This window comes from Pseudomonas svalbardensis (assembly GCF_030053115.1).
Taxonomy (GTDB): domain Bacteria; phylum Pseudomonadota; class Gammaproteobacteria; order Pseudomonadales; family Pseudomonadaceae; genus Aquipseudomonas; species Aquipseudomonas svalbardensis.
The window spans coordinates 6,125,729-6,142,490 of record NZ_CP125619.1 but is presented as its reverse complement, the minus strand read 5'-3'; the positions used below and the strand labels follow the sequence as shown (position 1 = coordinate 6,142,490).

Genomic DNA, 16,762 nt, shown 5'->3' with positions numbered 1-16,762 from the left:
GATGAAACCTGCCGTTCGCTGTGACCCCGCGCCGTGCTACGTCGACCAGGCATGGCTTAGACTGCCTCGTTGGACTCGTCCTCGAACGCTGCGAACAGCGGTTCGTCTTCGACGATTTCAGCGTTGGCGATGAACTCGTAGCTCATCAGGCCTTCAGCGATTTCACGCAAGGCTACAACGGTAGGCTTGTCGTTTTCCCACTGAACCAGTGGCTCTTTGCCGCCGGTGGCCAGTTGACGGGCACGCTTGGTAGACAGCATGACCAGCTCAAAGCGGTTTTCCACGTGGTTTAGGCAATCTTCAACGGTTACGCGGGCCATGGTATTCCTCGGAGCGAATGCAATATGCGCGCTGCCCGGTTGGGCGAGCGGACTCAACAGTTTAAAAAATCACCAGCGATTAGGGAAGCGCTGATTTTTTGACCAAGCCCTTCAACGCGCTGCAAGTGCCAATGTAAAGCCCTTGCAACGGTTTTGGGAAGAGCTGTTTAACCGAGCAATTCGGCCAAAAGTTTTCCGTGACGCTGCTGCTGGCGCTTCTGATGCAGCTGATTGGCACGGAAAATCGCCTGCAAATCGCGCAGTGCGTGGGCGAAATCGTCGTTGATGATCAGGTAATCGTAGTCGACGTAGTGACTCATCTCGCTGACGGCTTCGCGCATCCGGCCTTCGATGATCTCGTCGCTGTCCTGGCCGCGATTGGTCAGGCGCTGGTGCAAGGCTTGCAGGGACGGCGGCAGAATGAAGATCGAACGGGCCTGGGGCATCAACTTGCGCACTTGCTCGGCGCCCTGCCAGTCGATTTCCAGAATCAGGTCGTGGCCTTCGTCCAGGGTCTGCTGCAGGTGGCTTTGCGAAGTGCCGTAGAGATTGCCGAACACTTCGGCGCGCTCGAGGAAATCCCCATGCTCGATCATCTTCACGAACTCGCTGCGTTCGACGAAGTGATAGTTCACGCCGTTCACTTCACCGGGGCGCATGGCGCGGGTGGTGTGGGAGACGGAGACGCGGATCTCCTGATCAGCGTCGGTCAGGGCCTTGACCAGGCTGCTCTTGCCCGCGCCCGAAGGTGCGGAAATGATGTACAGGGTGCCGGTGCTGTGGGTCATGTCAGGGTTGCCTTACTCAATATTCTGCACTTGTTCGCGCATCTGCTCGATCAACACCTTGAGGTTGACCGCCGCCTGGGTGCTGCGCGGGTCGAAGGCTTTGGAGCCCAGTGTGTTGGCTTCGCGGTTGAGCTCTTGCATCAGGAAGTCCAGGCGCCGACCGGCAGCGCCACCGGATTTGAGCACCCGGCGAACTTCGATGATGTGAGTGCTCAGGCGATCCAGTTCTTCGGCGACGTCGCTCTTTTGCGCGAGCATGACCATTTCCTGCTCCAGCCGCTGCGGGTCCATCTCGGCCTTCATGTCGGCAAAGCGGTCGAGGACTTTCTGGCGCTGGGTGGCAAGCATCTGCGGGACCAGTTCACGCAGGGTCACCACGTCCTCTTCAATGGAGGTCAGGCGATCATTGATCAACCGCGCCAGCTCCGCACCTTCGCGCTCGCGGCCGGCCTTAAGTTCTTTCAGGCCTTCGTTGAACAGCGCCAGGGCTTCGGCATTCAGGGCTTGCGGGTCGGTCGCGTCGCCCACCAGCACGCCGGGCCAGGCCAGGACTTCCAGCGGGTTCAGCGCGGCTGGATTTTTGATCAGGCTGGCGATGGTCTCGGCGGCGGCGACCAATTGCGCGGCGCGCTCGCGGTCCACTTGCAGTGGTTTGTCGGTATTTTCTTCGGTGAAGCGCAGGGTGCATTCGAGCTTGCCCCGGGAGATTCCCTGGCGCAGGGATTCGCGGACGGCGCCTTCGAGGTCGCGAAAGGACTCCGGCAGACGCAAGTGCGGCTCCAGGTAGCGGCTGTTGACCGAGCGCAGTTCCCAGCTCAGGGTGCCTTGGGCGCCGGCTTTTTCGACGCGGGCGAAGGCGGTCATGCTGTGCACCATGGAGGTACCTCGCAATGCAGGTTCATGCGTTACCAAAGGTTTCGCAGGCCTGATCTATATGAATTTAAGCCCAGAGGCAGCAAAGGCGCAGGATTGTAGCGCAGTGGGGCGAATGCGCCCAAACACACGGTGTGACAAAGGGCTGCAGGTCGTCGGCAAAGCGCTGTTCAGGGCCTTCAGTCGTCGGGGGATTTTTTAGAAGTGCCCACTCGTGGCCCTGCGGCTCTATAATGCTCCGCAGTTTTCCGTCCCCCGTACAGGTATTCCCTATGAAACGTCCAAGTGGTCGCGCTGCCGATCAGCTCCGCTCGATCCGCATTACCCGCAACTACACCAAACACGCCGAGGGATCTGTACTGGTCGAGTTCGGTGATACCAAAGTCATCTGCACCGTCAGCGTCGAGAACGGCGTGCCGCGTTTCCTCAAAGGTCAGGGCCAAGGCTGGTTGACCGCTGAATACGGCATGCTGCCGCGCGCCACTGGCGAGCGTAACCAGCGTGAAGCGAGCCGCGGCAAACAAGGCGGTCGCACCCTGGAAATCCAGCGTCTGATCGGTCGTTCCCTGCGCGCTTCGCTGGACATGACCAAGCTAGGCGACGTCACCCTGTACGTCGACTGCGACGTGATCCAGGCTGACGGCGGCACACGTACCGCGTCCATCACCGGCGCCATGGTTGCACTGGTCGATGCCTTGAAAGTGATCAAGAAGCGCGGCGGCCTGAAAGGCGGCGACCCGCTGAAGCAAATGATCGCTGCCGTATCGGTGGGCATGTATCAGGGTGAGCCGGTGCTCGACCTTGACTACCTGGAAGACTCGGCCGCCGAGACCGACCTGAACGTGGTGATGACCAGCACTGGCGGCTTCATCGAAGTCCAGGGCACTGCCGAAGGCGCTCCGTTCCAGCCGGAAGAATTGAACGCTATGCTTGAGTTGGCGAAGAAAGGCATGACCGAAATCTTTGAGCTGCAAAAGGCTGCACTGGCCGACTGATCGGACTGCTCCACGCAAGGAGGACGCCATGAGTGACGAGCAACAGCTGCTTCCCACCCCGAGCAAAGAGGTTCGGCAGTGGGCGATGTTTTGTCACCTGTCCGCCTTGCTGGGGATCTGGATTCCGTTCGGTACGCTGATCGGCCCTCTGATTCTCTGGCAGATGAAGCGCGAGATGGACCCGTTTGTTGATGCTCAAGGCAAGGAGGCGCTGAACTTTCAGATCACCGTCGCCATTGCCTCCGCCATCTGCTTGCTGCTGATGGTGGTGATCGTCGGGTTCTTCCTGTTCGGTCTGGTGGCGATTGGTGCGTTGGTGCTGACGATCATTGGCGGGGTTAAGGCCAATGAAGGGGTGCCGTATCGTTATCCATTTACGTGGCGGTTGATCAAATGATCGCCAAGGCCCTGTAGGAGCGAGGCTTGCCCGCGAAAGCGACCGTATGGCCAATATTTATGTTGGATGAGACGGCCTCTTCGCGGGCAAGCCTCGCTCCTACTGGGGTCGAAACGTTGCCCACAAAAAAACCGACATCGCTGTCGGTTTTTTTGTGCCTGCGAAACGACGCTTACTTAAATGGTCAGCGTCCAGTCGTAGTCCACGATCAGCGGCGCATGCTGCGAGAACCGTGGCTGACGTGGCAGGCGTGCGCTGCGTACAAACCGGCGCAGGCCCGGGGTCAGGATCTGGTAATCGAAGCGCCAGCCCAGGTTGAGCATCTCAGCCTGCTCGTTATCCGGCCACCAGCTGTACTGGTCACCTTCACGGCTGACTTCGCGCAGGGCATCGACATAGCCCATGTTGCCGACAATCTCGTCCATCCAGGCACGTTCAGGTGCCAGGAAGCCCGGGGATTGCTGGCTGTCACGCCAGTTCTTGATATCCAGCTTCTGTTGCGCCACGTACAGCGAGCCACAGTAAATGTACTCGCGACGTTTGCGTCGCTGTTTATCCAGATAACGGGCGAAATCGTCCATTAGCTTGAACTTCTGGTTCAAGTCTTCATCGCCGTTCTGCCCCGAAGGGAGCAGTAAGGTCGCGATGCTGACCTTGTCGAAATCGGCTTGCAGGTAGCGCCCGTAGCGGTCGGCCGTCTCGAAGCCGAGACCGCTGATGACTGCCTTCGGTTGCAGCCGCGAATACAAAGCCACGCCACCTTGGGCGGGAACTTCGGCTTCGCAGGCATAAAGGAAGTAGCCATCCAGTTGGAAGGCTGGATCGTCCAGTTCAAAGGCGGAGGCGCGGGTGTCCTGCAGGCAGATGACGTCGGCATTCTGTGCTTGCAGCCAACTGAGCAACCCTCGCTCCACTGCAGCCTGAATACCATTGACGTTCACACTGATGATCCGCATAAATGGCCCCAAAAATCGCGTGCGTGTATGATACACGGCGTCAACCTAATTAGCTAAATCCGTGGTATTTGGGGTTTTTTTCATGCAAGCGTATCAGCGCGATTTCATTCGTTTTGCCATCGATCGCGGCGTTTTGCGCTTCGGCGAGTTCACCCTGAAGTCCGGACGCACCAGTCCTTACTTCTTCAATGCCGGCCTGTTCAACTCGGGTTCGGCCCTTGCGCAGCTGGGTCGTTTCTACGCGGCAGCCATCGTCGAGAGCGGCATTTCGTTCGACGTACTGTTCGGCCCGGCCTACAAAGGCATCCCTTTGGCGGCGACCACCGCAGTGGCCCTGGCAGAACATCATGACCGTGATTTGCCATGGTGCTTCAACCGCAAGGAAGCCAAGGCTCACGGCGAAGGCGGCAGTCTGGTCGGCGCACCGTTGACCGGCGACGTGCTGATCATCGACGACGTGATCACCGCTGGCACTGCTATCCGCGAAGTGATGCAGATTATTGCTTCCCAGGACGGCGCCAAAGCTGCGGGCGTGCTCATCGCCCTGAACCGTCAGGAGCGTGGCAACGGCGAGTTGTCGGCCATCCAGGAAGTGGAGCGTGACTTCGGTATTCCGGTGATCAGCATTGTTTCGCTGAATCAGGTGCTCGAGTTCCTGGCTGACGATCCGCAGCTCAAGCAACACCTGCCGGCGGTTGAAGCCTACCGCGCGCAGTTTGGCGTCTGACCATAATCCCACAGGTTTGTGTAGGCAAAAAAGACCCCGCTTAGTCGGCCTGAGCGGGGTCTTTTTTTGCCGTCAGCGAAGCCTTCGCCATTTTCCTATCAGCTTTAGCGCCACCCCGAGGTTGAACAGCGCAAACACCATCAGTGCAAACACAACCATCACGTAAAGTGTGCGATCCACGTCAAAGTCCCAAAGATCCAGCGTGCTGCTGCCCATGATTTTCACAGCGGCAGGCAAGTTGACGTAAAACAGCGCCATGAAGGCGCTCGTCAGTGGAAGGGCGCAGGCGAACAAAACGTTCGTTACCTTTTTTCGGCTACGTTTTCTGGCGAGCGGGCCAGATTGGCTTTCATCCAGCTCCAGTGCTTCATGCAGCCTCGGCCACGCCAGGTTGAACATGAAAGTGGTCAGGGTCAGCAGCAAACCGCTGACCGCAACAATGTCACTGAACGGCATTCAGCCCCAGCGTTCTGCACAGCAAGTCGTGTGAGTCTTCGCTGATTTCGAACAGCCCGGCGCTGCCTTTGCGTTTGGTGATGGGTTTGAAGGTCGGCTCGTTCTGGGTGATCAGCATGTTCAGTTCATCACGAATGACGTCGGAGCTGATGACCACCAGGTAAACCGTCTGCGCATGGTCTGCGGTTTCGATCACGGCCCGCATGCTGTTGTGCAGGATGTCGTCGAGTTGGTTACGAAACCGCGAGACGGTGTTCTTCAGGAGCGTTTTGCTTTGGCTCTGGGTCAGTTGAAAGATCGTTGATATCTGCGATTCGGTCGGCAGCGTTTGCCCGAAGTAGCTTTGAATCAGATACAGCAATCGATCCTGCTTGGCCTCATCCGCTCTGCTGGGCATGCCGCCTTCAACTAGCATTTTCAAGTATTCGGTCAGACTCGCTTTGGCTATTCGCTGTAGCGCGTGGGCAATTTCGTTGTCGGAAATCCTCAACGTCTTTTTGACCGGTTCCTTTTGCTCCAGCTCGAAAGCCTGGGCGTCGATCGTGAACGAGATCTGCATGGCTCAGCCCCCCGTGATCACTTGCCGGACTTCTTTGGGTAAGGATCTTCCTCTGCGTCCCCTTGGCCCGTGAGGATTTTCCAGCCGTTTTGTACGTGCACTGAATCCAGGCGCTGAGGACAAGGAGGCAAGGATTTTTTCGATTGGTTGGAGTATTCGTAGCCGCAGTCGGCGCATTCGTAGGTGCCTGCGGATACGTCGCTTCCATTGGGTGCGTAAACTTTTTGCATGGTGAGATCTCCTGTGGGTACAGGGACGATCCTATGCAGATTGATTCCTTTACGATGTCGGACGTTTCGCTGATTCAGGTCGGACATTTCCTGCGCGCATAAAAAAGATCGCAGACTTCGTCAGCTCCTACAGGTCTTTCGTACATCCGAAATTCCGCTGTTACAGGAGCTGCCGCTGACTGCGATCTTTTAAGGTTTTGGATCAGGGACGCTTGCGATTGCTGATCAAGGTGCCCACACCGGTATCGGTGAAGATCTCAAGCAGAATGGCATTCGGAACCCGACCATCGATGATCAGCGAGCTGCCTACGCCGCCTTGCACGGCTTCCAACGCGCAACGGATCTTCGGCAGCATGCCGCCGTAGATGGTGCCGTCGGCGATCAAGTCGTCGACCTGTTGAGTGGTCAGGCCGGTCAGGACCGTGCCCGACTTGTCCATCAGGCCGGCGATGTTGGTCAGCAGCATCAGCTTTTCAGCTTTCAGCGCTTCGGCGACTTTACCGGCCACCAGGTCAGCGTTGATGTTGTAAGACTCGCCGTTGGCGCCGACACCGATTGGCGCGATCACCGGGATGAAGTCGCCTTTGACCAGCAAATTCAGCAGGTCGGTGTTGATCCCGACTACTTCGCCCACTTGGCCGATGTCGATGATTTCCGGTTGGGTCATCTCCGGCGTCTGGCGGGTCACGGTGAGCTTTTTCGCACGAATCAGCTCGGCATCTTTACCGGTCAGGCCGATGGCGCTGCCGCCATGACGGTTGATCAGGTTGACGATGTCCTTGTTCACCTGGCCACCGAGGACCATTTCCACCACGTCCATGGTTTGCGCGTCAGTCACGCGCATGCCATCGATGAAGTGGCTCTCGATCGACAGACGCTTGAGCAGGTCGCCGATTTGCGGGCCGCCACCGTGAACCACCACCGGGTTAATGCCGACGGCTTTCATCAGCACGATGTCGCGGGCGAAGCCGGTTTTCAGCTCCTCGCTTTCCATCGCGTTGCCGCCGTATTTGATCACCAGCGTCTTGCCGACATAGCGGCGAATGTAAGGCAGCGCTTCGGACAGGACCTTGGCGGTGTTGGCGGCGGCTTCGCGTTCGAGGGTCATTCAGGGCTCCGGGTACTTCAGAAGATCAAAACGGTAATTGGAGATCAGGTGCAACACGCTTCAACTGGATTTTGAACACGTCTTTGATGCGCTGCAATTCCGCCTCGTCATCGGCCTCGAAGCGCAGCACCAGCACCGGTGTGGTGTTGGACGCGCGAACCAGGCCCCAGCCTTTGGCGTAGTCGACTCGCACGCCGTCAATGGTGGTCAGGTCGGCGCCTTCGCCCCACTTCGCGTCGTGCAATGCATCAATGATGCTGAATTTGCTCTCTTCGGTCACATGGATATTGATTTCCGGCGTAGAAATATCGTTCGGGAAGGTCGCAAACAGCTCTTCCGCGGCGGATTTCTCTTTGCTGAGGATCTCTAGCAGACGCGCGGCGCTGTAAATGCCGTCGTCGAAACCGAACCAGCGCTCCTTGAAGAAGATGTGGCCGCTCATTTCGCCGGCCAGCAGGGCACCGGTTTGTTTCATTTTCTTTTTGATCAACGAGTGACCGGTCTTCCACATTAGCGGACGGCCGCCGTATTCCTTGATCAGCGGCGTCAGGCGACGGGTGCATTTGACGTCGAAGATGATCTGCGCGTCAGCATTGCGCGCCAGCACGTCACGGGCGAACAGCATCAGCAGGCGGTCCGGGTAAACGATGCTGCCGGTGTTAGTTACCACGCCGACGCGGTCGCCGTCGCCGTCGAAGGCCAGGCCCAGGTCAGCGTTGGTTTCCTTGACCTTGGCGATCAGGTCCACGAGGTTTTCAGGCTTGCCTGGGTCCGGGTGGTGATTCGGGAAGTTGCCGTCGACGTCACAGAACAGCGGGATGACTTCGCAGTTCAGTGCTTCGATCAGTTGCGGGGCGATCACGCCGGCGGCGCCGTTACCGCAGTCGACCACCACCTTCATGCGGCGGGCGAGTTTGATGTCCTGAACGATTTCGGTGTTGTAGCGGTCGAGGATCTCGACCTGGGTGATGCTGCCCTTGCCGCTGCTCAGGTTGTTGGTCTTGAGGCGTTCGTGCAGGGCCTGGATCTGTTCGTTGGCCAGGGTGTCGCCAGCGATGACGATCTTGAAGCCGTTGTAGTTCGACGGGTTGTGGCTGCCGGTGAGCATTACGCCGGATTTGCCGGCCAAGACGTTGGCGGCGTAGTACAGCGCAGGCGTTGGCACCAGGCCGACGTCGCTGACGTGGCAACCGCTGTCGGCGAGGCCTTTGATCAGTTGTTCGACCAGTTCTGGACCGGACAAGCGACCGTCGCGGCCGACGGACACGTTCGGTTCGTCCTGGGCCAGGCTCTGGGAGCCGATGGCGCGACCGAGCCAATAAGCGGTTTCAGCGTTCAAGAATTCCGGGACGGTGCCGCGAATATCGTAGGCGCGGAAGATGCTGTCGGGGAACTTGGGTGCGACTTGGGCTGGGGTGCTCATCTGTAGAAATGCTCCATCTCGAAAGTGGCTGGACCTGCCGCGAAGAACTCGTCGGCCGGCTCAAACTGAAGGGTATGACGGCGTTTTCCACTGAGAGTTCGTGGTGTGTAAAGGCCATGACCCCGACATCAGCGTGTAATGGAACGGCCAATGACTTGATTTTCAGTGATAAACCTTCCAGATGACGCCTGTGCAATTCAGTGCAAAACCTGTGGGAGCGAGCAATCGAGCGTCGACCGGCTGCTCCCACAAAGTCATCAATGGCTGCCGGAATGTCCGAAACCGCCCGTGCCGCGCTGGGTTTCAACGAACTCTTCGACCATCTCGAAATGCGCTTGAACCACCGGTACCAGCACCAACTGGGCCAAACGTTCGCCAACGACCATGGTGAATTCGGTCTGGCCACGGTTCCAGCACGACACCATCAACGGTCCTTGATAATCAGAGTCGATCAGGCCGACCAGGTTGCCCAGCACGATGCCGTGCTTATGGCCCAGGCCGGAGCGCGGCAGAATCAGCGCCGCCAGGCCTGGATCACCGATGTACACCGACAGGCCGGTAGGAATCAGCAGGGTTTCGCCCGGCTTGATGACGGTGTCTTTTTCCAGCATGGCGCGCAGGTCGAGGCCGGCGGAGCCTGGCGTGGCGTACTGCGGCAGCGGGAAATCGGTACCGATGCGAGGGTCGAGGATCTTGGCTTGCAAAGTGTGCATGTAAATTAAACCTGGTTCAGACGTTCGGCGATAAAAGTGATCAGCTGGCGAGCAATCTTGCTCTTGCTGGTCTGGGCGAAAAGTGTGGCGTGTAGCTGGCGGTCGATCACGCTGCAGGCGTTTTCTTCGCTGTTGAAGCCAATGCTCGGGTTGGCGACGTCGTTGGCGACGATCAAATCGAGGTTCTTGTCTTTCAACTTGCGGGCAGCGTAATCGAGCAGGTGCTCGGTTTCGGCGGCGAACCCGACACTGAACGGACGGTCGGGGCGTGTGGCAATGGTGGCCAGAATGTCCGGGTTACGGACCATCTGTAGCAACAAGCCGTCGCCGTTCGTAGGGTCTTTCTTGAGTTTCTGTGGGGCGACGACTTCCGGACGGTAGTCCGCGACCGCTGCCGAGGCGATGAACAGGTCGCAAGGGATCGCGGCTTCACAAGCGGCGAGCATGTCGCGGGCGCTGACCACGTCGATGCGCGTGACGCGATCCGGGGTCGGCAGGTGCACCGGGCCGGTGATCAGCGTTACGCGGGCGCCGGCTTCCACCGCGGCTTCGGCCAGGGCAAAGCCCATCTTTCCGGAGCTGTGGTTGGTGATGTAGCGCACCGGGTCGATGTTTTCCTGGGTCGGGCCAGCGGTGATCAGCACGTGTTTGCCAGTCAGCGCCTGACGCTGGAAGCAGTCCGCCGCGCACTGGGCGAGGTCGGTGGCTTCGAGCATGCGGCCCATGCCGACGTCGCCGCAGGCCTGGCTGCCGGAGGCTGGGCCGAAGGTTTTCAGGCCGCGGCTTTCGAGGGTTTGCAGGTTGGCCTGGGTGGCCGGGTCGCGCCACATGGCCTGGTTCATCGCCGGGGCAACGGCGACCACGGCGTCGGTGGCCAGCACCAGTGTGGTCAGCAGGTCGTCGGCAATGCCTTGGGCCAGGCGGGCAATGAGGTCCGCGGTGGCGGGGGCGATCAGCACCAGGTCGGCCCATTTGGCCAGCTCGATGTGGCCCATGGCAGCTTCGGCCGCCGGGTCGAGCAAGTCGAGGTGGACCGGATGCCCGGACAGGGCCTGCATGGTCAACGGTGTGATGAACTCGCTGCCGCCGCGGGTCATGACCACGCGCACTTCGGCGCCCTGGTCGATCAGGCGGCGAACCAGGTCAGCGCTCTTGTAGGCAGCGATGCCGCCGCCGACGCCCAGAACGATGCGTTTCCGATACAGCCGCTGCATAGGTCTGCCTTTCATTTCGTTGATGACTGCATGGCGAGACCCCCTCCCCAGGGATGAAATCGCCAGCAAAAAAGATGGGCTACGATATCACAGCGACCGCTACGGAACAGCGGCGCCCACAGACCAGGGAGGTGCTATGAGTATTCGCGATTGGCCAGCGGCGGAACGGCCGCGGGAGAGGTTGCTTGAGTTGGGCTCGGGGAGCCTTTCAGACGCCGAACTGCTGGCGATTTTTTTACGAACCGGCGTGTCGGGTAAAAGCGCGGTAGATCTGGCGCGACACCTGTTGAATCAGTTTGGCAGCCTGCGCGCGCTGCTCGAGGCCGATCAGGAAGCATTCAGCAGACAATTAGGGCTCGGACCAGCGAAATTCGCTCAGTTGCAAGCGGTCCAGGAAATGAGCCGGCGGCATCTAGCCGAACGTGCGCGCCAAAAGTCGGCACTGGAAAATCCGCAGGCGGTTCGTGATTACTTGAAGTCGATGCTGCGCCACGAGCCTCACGAGGTGTTCGGCTGTCTGTTTTTGGATTCCAGGCATCAAGTGCTGACCTTTGAAGTGCTGTTTCGCGGATCCATCGACAGCACTAGTGTCTATCCGAGACAAGTGGTTAAACGCGCGTTGGCCCACAACGCCGCAGCGTTGATCCTCTGTCATAACCATCCGTCGGGTAATACCAACCCCAGTCAAGCCGATCGAGTGCTGACCAAGCGCCTGCAAGAGGCGCTGGACCTGATCGATGTGCGGGTGCTCGACCATTTCATCATCGGTGACGGCGATCCGCTGTCCATGGCCGAGTACGGGTGGATGTGAACGAGGTTTTCGGAATTAAGTGAGTCCCTTGTGGGAGCGAGCCTGCTCGCGAAGGCGTCGTGTCAGTCAACCTATTCAGTGACTGAATGGACGCTTTCGCGAGCAGGCTCGCTCCCACAGGTAATGCGTCGGGGCGAATTATTTGAGGATGACCTTCGAGTAATCCTGACGACCAAACGGGCTCACTTGATAGCCCTCAACGTCCTTGCGCGTCAGCGCGAAGGCGGTCGGGTGGGCCAGCGGCAGCCACAGCGCCTGCTGCTGGATCTGTGCCTGGGCCTGTTCGTAGAGTTTGGTACGCACACCTTGCTCGCCGGTTGTCTTGCCGGCGCTGATCAGCTTGTCCAGGTCCTGGTTGCAGTAGCGGGCGAAGTTGGTGCCGGACTTGACCGCGGCGCAGGAAAACTGCGGCGTGAGGAAGTTGTCCGGGTCTCCGTTGTCGCCGGCCCAGCCCATGAACAGCAGGTCGTGTTCACCGGCCTTGGCGCGGCGAATCAGTTCGCCCCATTCGATCACCCGAATCTCGGCCTGGATGCCGATTTCCGCGAGGTCCGATTGCAGCATTTGAGCGCTGAGGCTCGGGTTCGGGTTGAGCAGACTGCCAGAAGGTCGGGTCCAGATGGTGGTCTGGAAACCGTCCTTGAGCCCGGCCTTCGCCATGAGTGCTTTGGCTTTTTCGACGTCATGCGGATAACCCGGCAGGCCTTTGGCATAGCTCCAGGTGTTCGGCGGGTATGGACCGTTGGCAGGTTCGGCGGTGTCTTCGAACACGGCTTTGACGTAGTTGGCCTTGTCGAACGCGAGGTTGATCGCCTGGCGCACTTCAGGCTTGTCCAGCGGCGGATGCTGGCTGTTGATGCCGACGAACGCGGTCATGAAGGCGTCAGTCTTTTCCACTTTCAGGGTCGGTTCTTTCAGCGCAGCCTGTACGTCCAGAGGCTTGGGCGACAGGGCGATCTGGCACTCGTTGCGGCGCAATTTCTGCAAGCGGACATTGGCATCCGGCGTGATGGCGAAGATCAGCGGGTCCACCGAAGGCTTGCCACGGAAGTAATCCGGATTGGCCTTGTAGCGGATCGAGGCGTCTTTCTGGAAGCGCGTGAAGATGAACGGCCCGCTGCCGATTGGCTGGCTGTTGAGCTTCTCCGGGGTGCCGGCCTTCAGCAGTTTGTCGGCATATTCGGCGGAGTAGATCGAGGCGAAGCCCATGCTCAGCGTCGGGAGGAAGGTCGAGTCCGGGTGATCGAGGGTGAAGCGCACAGTCAGCGGGTCCAGCGCGTCGATCTTCTTGATCAGCGCCGGCAGCTGCATCGACTGGGCGTGTGGGAAGCCGCTTTGGGCGACCTTGTGCCAAGGGTTTGCCGGGTCGAGCATGCGGTCGAAGCTGAACTTCACGTCTTCGGCGGTCATGTCGCGCGATGGGCTGAAATACTCGGTGCGGTGAAACTTCACCTGCGGATGCAATTTGAAGACATAGGTCAGGCCGTCGGGCGTGACTTCCCAGCTGTCGGCAAGGCTGGCGACCACTTTGCCGCTGGCGGTGTCGAAGTCCACCAGACGGTTCATCAACACGTCGGCCGAGGCGTTGGTGGTGGTCAGCGAGTTGTATTGCACCACGTCGAACCCTTCCGGGCTGGCCTCGGTGCAGACGCTCAGGGCGGCGGCATGGGCCAGCGGGCTCAGTAGGAGCGGGGCGAGCAACAGCGGTAGGGCAGCGAGGCGCATGGTCGGATTCCTTTACAGATCGAAGGCCCATCTGCAAGTGCAGTCTGGAAAAGGCTTACCCTAGTGGGCTCTTTTGTAAATGACTATCCCCTTTTTCATTTTGCGGCGACTATAGGCGACTGTTTTGTGTGTGCGACGGTTGGGAAACCCTGAAACTGGCGTGTTGGCCGATGCTCTGCGACGAGCGGTCGCCATCGACGACAGCCTTTATCCAAGGCGCTCGTAGCCCGGAAAATGGGCTTTTTGTGAATTCATCGCACACCGAATGTTGTTGCACTGTGGTCTTTCTGGTATAAAGCAGCGCTCTTTTCTAGGGGCCCGGTTCCTTCACTGTAGGTGTAGCCGGTAAGACCTCTAAAGAAACGCGGCGCCTGGCGCCAAATGACTGAGAGATTAAGCGGCCAACCCATGCCGGGTTGGGCATGTGGTTTTAGAGGGCTGAGGCATGTCGAGAGTATGTCAAGTTACCGGTAAGGGTCCGGTGACTGGGAATAACATTTCCCACGCAAACAACAAAACCCGTCGTCGTTTCCTGCCGAACCTGCAGCATCACCGCTTCTGGGTTGAAGAAGAGAAACGTTTCGTGCGTCTGCGCGTATCTGCCAAAGGCATGCGTATCATCGACAAGCGTGGCATCACTGTCGTGCTGGCCGAAATCCGCAAAGCTGGCAAGATCTAAGGGAGCTAATCATGCGTGAATTGATTCGTTTGATTTCGAGCGCCGGTACTGGTCACTTCTACACTACCGACAAGAACAAACGCACTACTCCGGACAAAATCGAGATCAAGAAATTTGATCCGGTTGTTCGCAAGCACGTGATCTACAAAGAAGGCAAAATCAAGTAATTGATTTTTCCCTCTTACGAAAAAGGCCCGTATCGCGAGATACGGGCCTTTTTTGTTGGGTCTAAAAAGGCTTCAGGTTTTTAGCCGCACTGGATACTGACGATGACTTTGTCGGCATTGGTCAGCAGACTGATACGACGTGGGACCCGTTTTCGATCCGATGCAAATTTTGGCCCGGTGACCCGGACCGGTGCGCCATTGGCCATGAGGCGAACTTCTTCGAGCAATTCGGGGGTGTACATCTTGCCAATGGTGTATTGAGCGACCGTGATGTCGCATGGATTTGGATTGTCAGACATGGTGCTTCCTTGCGGTTTAAAAAGTTGAGGTGAGTACGGGCCAAAACCTGACAACACATCCGGTGTTGCCATCGCTTTGGCGCTGAAGAAGCTTCGCTCAACCGAACCACTCTTGTCCTACCTGGATCGTGACCACCTGTGTCGGATCAGGCCTTCTGTTCAAACACCACGTATATTTTGCGGCACGCCTCCAGTACCTCCCAGGTGCCGCGAAAGCCCGCCGGGATCACGAAGCGATCGCCCACGCGCAGGGTCTTGCCGTTGCCTTCGTTGTCGCGCAGCACTGAAACACCTTGAACGATTTCGCAGTATTCATGCTCGGTGTAGTTCACATGCCACTGACCGACTTCGCCTTCCCACACGCCTGCGCTCATCTGGCCGCAAGGACTGTTGTAGTGGTTGTACACTGCTTGTTCAGGGTCGCCCTTAAGGACTTTCGCCGGGTCTGGCCGATAGCGATCGGGCTGGGTGGTGGCCTGGCTGAAGTCGACGATGTCCTGGATGCTCATTGTTGTAATCCCCCGTGATTGCGGCGCGGTTGGTTGGAAAGTCCAAAGTCTATGTTTATTAAAATGAACATCGCAAGGCCGTTTGACGGTGTTATGTCAAATATATTGAAACTTCACCTGCCGCTGGTTTAGGGTGGCAGTTGCCTTGGGCCGAAAATGCAGGCTGGCCGGGCAGAATTCCTGACAGCGCCCGCGAAGACCGCGGGGCGCTCGTATTCAATAAGAGGAGGACACTCGTATGACCACCCTGACTCGTGCCGATTGGGAACAACGGGCTCGCGATCTGAAGATCGAAGGCCGCGCCTACATCAATGGCGAATACACCGATGCTGTCTCCGCCGAGACCTTCGAGTGCATCAGCCCGGTCGATGGCCGTCTGCTGGGCAAGATCGCCAGCTGTGACGCCGCCGACGCCCAGCGCGCTGTTGAAAACGCCCGCGCCACCTTCAATTCCGGCGTCTGGTCGCGTCTGGCGCCCACCAAACGCAAAGCCACCATGATTCGTTTCGCCGGTCTGCTGAAACAGCACGCCGAAGAGCTGGCCCTGCTTGAAACCCTGGACATGGGCAAGCCGATCAGCGATTCCCTGTACATCGACGTTCCAGGCGCGGCGCAAGCCCTGAGCTGGAGCGGTGAAGCCATCGACAAGATCTACGACGAAGTGGCCGCGACTCCCCATGACCAGCTGGGTCTGGTGACCCGCGAACCAGTCGGCGTAGTCGGCGCGATCGTGCCGTGGAACTTCCCGTTGATGATGGCTTGCTGGAAACTCGGCCCGGCGCTATCCACCGGTAACTCGGTGATCCTCAAGCCATCCGAAAAATCCCCGCTGACCGCCATCCGCATCGCTGCGCTGGCCGTTGAGGCCGGCATCCCGAAAGGTGTGTTGAACGTCCTGCCAGGTTACGGTCACACCGTCGGCAAGGCCCTGGCTCTGCACAATGATGTGGACACTCTGGTGTTCACCGGTTCGACCAAAATCGCCAAGCAACTGCTGATCTACTCCGGCGAATCGAACATGAAGCGCGTCTGGCTCGAAGCCGGCGGCAAGAGCCCGAACATCGTGTTCGCCGATGCGCCGGACCTGCAAGCTGCCGCTGAATCGGCGGCCGGCGCCATCGCCTTCAACCAGGGCGAAGTCTGCACCGCCGGCTCGCGCCTGTTGGTGGAGCGTTCGATCAAGGATAAATTCCTGCCGCTGGTGATCGAGGCCCTCAAAACCTGGAAACCGGGCAACCCGCTGGACCCGGCAACCAACGTCGGCGCGCTGGTGGATACCCAGCAGATGAACACCGTGCTGTCCTACATCGAATCCGGCCACACCGACGGCGCCAAACTGGTGGCGGGCGGCAAACGCATTCTTCAGGAAACCGGTGGCACCTACGTTGAACCGACGATTTTTGACGGCGTGAGCAATGCGATGAAAATCGCTCAGGAAGAAATCTTCGGTCCGGTGTTGTCGGTCATCACCTTCGACAGCGCTGAAGAAGCTATCCAGATCGCTAACGACACGCCTTACGGCCTGGCCGCTGCAGTCTGGACCGCCGACATCTCCAAGGCTCACCTGACCGCCAAGGCTTTGCGCGCCGGTAGCGTGTGGGTCAATCAGTACGACGGCGGCGATATGACCGCGCCGTTCGGTGGCTTCAAACAATCCGGCAACGGTCGCGACAAATCGCTGCACGCGTTCGACAAGTACACCGAGCTGAAGGCGACCTGGATCAAGTTGTAAGTCGGTTTTCTTAACGACGTAGATCCCTTGTGGGAGCGAGCCTGCTCGCGAAGACGGTGTAACAGTCAACATTGATGTTGA

At 58.8% G+C, this 16,762-nt stretch carries 20 protein-coding genes and 1 pseudogene; 7 read left to right on the top strand and 14 right to left on the bottom strand.

Going from position 1 to position 16,762, the window contains the following annotated elements:
* Positions 1-56: 56 nt before the first annotated feature.
* From rpoZ to QFX16_RS28495, 3 genes are all read right to left on the bottom strand, one after another.
* A complete protein-coding gene (gene rpoZ / locus QFX16_RS28505) occupies positions 57-320 on the bottom strand; it encodes a DNA-directed RNA polymerase subunit omega (RefSeq protein WP_007894670.1) in 264 nt (87 codons plus the stop codon).
* A gap of 167 nt (positions 321-487) precedes the next feature.
* Positions 488-1,108 carry a guanylate kinase gene (gene gmk / locus QFX16_RS28500; protein ID WP_050681654.1) on the bottom strand — a complete coding sequence of 207 codons (621 nt, stop codon included), beginning with the start codon at positions 1,106-1,108 and terminating at the stop codon, positions 488-490.
* Between the two features lie 12 nt (positions 1,109-1,120).
* Positions 1,121-1,984 (bottom strand): YicC/YloC family endoribonuclease, encoded by an 864-nt coding sequence (locus tag QFX16_RS28495; RefSeq protein ID WP_283182191.1) that lies wholly within the window; start codon positions 1,982-1,984, stop codon positions 1,121-1,123.
* A 269-nt stretch (positions 1,985-2,253) separates the two neighbouring features.
* Here QFX16_RS28495 and rph point away from each other — a divergent pair, with 269 nt between their 5' ends.
* Complete coding sequence (rph, locus tag QFX16_RS28490) at positions 2,254-2,976, top strand: ribonuclease PH (RefSeq protein ID WP_283182190.1); 723 nt, start codon at positions 2,254-2,256, stop codon at positions 2,974-2,976.
* A gap of 28 nt (positions 2,977-3,004) precedes the next feature.
* On the top strand, positions 3,005-3,373 hold the full coding sequence (locus QFX16_RS28485) for a DUF4870 domain-containing protein (protein ID WP_283182189.1): 369 nt from the start codon (positions 3,005-3,007) through the stop codon (positions 3,371-3,373).
* A gap of 176 nt (positions 3,374-3,549) precedes the next feature.
* Here the strand turns inward: QFX16_RS28485 and crc are convergent, their stop codons facing one another.
* Positions 3,550-4,329: a catabolite repression control protein Crc gene (crc, locus tag QFX16_RS28480; protein ID WP_008030595.1), complete on the bottom strand. Its 780-nt coding sequence runs from the start codon at positions 4,327-4,329 to the stop codon at positions 3,550-3,552.
* A gap of 82 nt (positions 4,330-4,411) precedes the next feature.
* Between crc and pyrE the strand changes: the two genes are divergently transcribed.
* Complete coding sequence (gene pyrE, locus QFX16_RS28475) at positions 4,412-5,056, top strand: orotate phosphoribosyltransferase (RefSeq protein ID WP_007934609.1); 645 nt, start codon at positions 4,412-4,414, stop codon at positions 5,054-5,056.
* 72 nt (positions 5,057-5,128) lie between these two features.
* Here pyrE and QFX16_RS28470 read toward each other — a convergent pair whose 3' ends face one another.
* From QFX16_RS28470 to coaBC, 7 genes and pseudogenes are all read right to left on the bottom strand, one after another.
* The gene (locus QFX16_RS28470; RefSeq protein ID WP_283182188.1) at positions 5,129-5,512 is read right to left on the bottom strand and encodes a hypothetical protein; all 384 of its coding nucleotides are present in this window, start codon (positions 5,510-5,512) and stop codon (positions 5,129-5,131) included.
* A complete protein-coding gene (locus QFX16_RS28465) occupies positions 5,499-6,071 on the bottom strand; it encodes a hypothetical protein (protein WP_283182187.1) in 573 nt (190 codons plus the stop codon). Before QFX16_RS28465 ends, QFX16_RS28470 begins: the two co-directional genes overlap by 14 nt.
* Positions 6,072-6,088: 17 nt before the next feature.
* Entirely contained in the window at positions 6,089-6,301 is a 213-nt protein-coding gene (locus QFX16_RS28460) for a hypothetical protein (RefSeq protein ID WP_283182186.1), read from the bottom strand.
* 202 nt (positions 6,302-6,503) lie between these two features.
* On the bottom strand, positions 6,504-7,409 hold the full coding sequence (argB, locus tag QFX16_RS28455; RefSeq protein ID WP_109626724.1) for an acetylglutamate kinase: 906 nt from the start codon (positions 7,407-7,409) through the stop codon (positions 6,504-6,506).
* Between the two features lie 25 nt (positions 7,410-7,434).
* A pseudogene (locus QFX16_RS28450) lies at positions 7,435-8,811 on the bottom strand (phosphomannomutase/phosphoglucomutase); the annotation flags it as partial.
* Between the two features lie 278 nt (positions 8,812-9,089).
* The gene (dut, locus tag QFX16_RS28445) at positions 9,090-9,545 is read right to left on the bottom strand and encodes a dUTP diphosphatase (RefSeq protein WP_150657681.1); all 456 of its coding nucleotides are present in this window, start codon (positions 9,543-9,545) and stop codon (positions 9,090-9,092) included.
* Positions 9,546-9,550: 5 nt separating this feature from the next.
* Positions 9,551-10,759, bottom strand: a complete 1,209-nt coding sequence (coaBC, locus tag QFX16_RS28440) for a bifunctional phosphopantothenoylcysteine decarboxylase/phosphopantothenate--cysteine ligase CoaBC (protein WP_008150165.1) — start codon at positions 10,757-10,759, stop codon at positions 9,551-9,553.
* Between the two features lie 136 nt (positions 10,760-10,895).
* Here coaBC and radC point away from each other — a divergent pair, with 136 nt between their 5' ends.
* Positions 10,896-11,570, top strand: coding sequence for a RadC family protein (gene radC / locus QFX16_RS28435; RefSeq protein WP_283182185.1), 675 nt, complete (start codon positions 10,896-10,898; stop codon positions 11,568-11,570).
* 138 nt (positions 11,571-11,708) lie between these two features.
* Here radC and QFX16_RS28430 read toward each other — a convergent pair whose 3' ends face one another.
* A complete protein-coding gene (locus tag QFX16_RS28430; RefSeq protein WP_283182184.1) occupies positions 11,709-13,295 on the bottom strand; it encodes an ABC transporter substrate-binding protein in 1,587 nt (528 codons plus the stop codon).
* A gap of 445 nt (positions 13,296-13,740) precedes the next feature.
* Here QFX16_RS28430 and rpmB point away from each other — a divergent pair, with 445 nt between their 5' ends.
* Together rpmB and rpmG are read left to right on the top strand one after the other, a co-directional pair.
* On the top strand, positions 13,741-13,974 hold the full coding sequence (rpmB, locus tag QFX16_RS28425) for a 50S ribosomal protein L28 (RefSeq protein WP_007894701.1): 234 nt from the start codon (positions 13,741-13,743) through the stop codon (positions 13,972-13,974).
* Positions 13,975-13,985: 11 nt separating this feature from the next.
* Positions 13,986-14,141 (top strand): 50S ribosomal protein L33, encoded by a 156-nt coding sequence (gene rpmG / locus QFX16_RS28420; protein WP_007894709.1) that lies wholly within the window; start codon positions 13,986-13,988, stop codon positions 14,139-14,141.
* Positions 14,142-14,221: 80 nt separating this feature from the next.
* Here the strand turns inward: rpmG and QFX16_RS28415 are convergent, their stop codons facing one another.
* Positions 14,222-14,440 carry a peptidase inhibitor gene (locus QFX16_RS28415; RefSeq protein ID WP_283182183.1) on the bottom strand — a complete coding sequence of 73 codons (219 nt, stop codon included), beginning with the start codon at positions 14,438-14,440 and terminating at the stop codon, positions 14,222-14,224.
* Positions 14,441-14,586: 146 nt separating this feature from the next.
* Positions 14,587-14,949: a cupin domain-containing protein gene (locus QFX16_RS28410; RefSeq protein WP_283182182.1), complete on the bottom strand. Its 363-nt coding sequence runs from the start codon at positions 14,947-14,949 to the stop codon at positions 14,587-14,589.
* A gap of 238 nt (positions 14,950-15,187) precedes the next feature.
* Between QFX16_RS28410 and QFX16_RS28405 the strand changes: the two genes are divergently transcribed.
* Positions 15,188-16,681: an aldehyde dehydrogenase gene (locus QFX16_RS28405; protein ID WP_283182181.1), complete on the top strand. Its 1,494-nt coding sequence runs from the start codon at positions 15,188-15,190 to the stop codon at positions 16,679-16,681.
* The last annotated feature ends 81 nt before the right edge of the window (positions 16,682-16,762 follow it).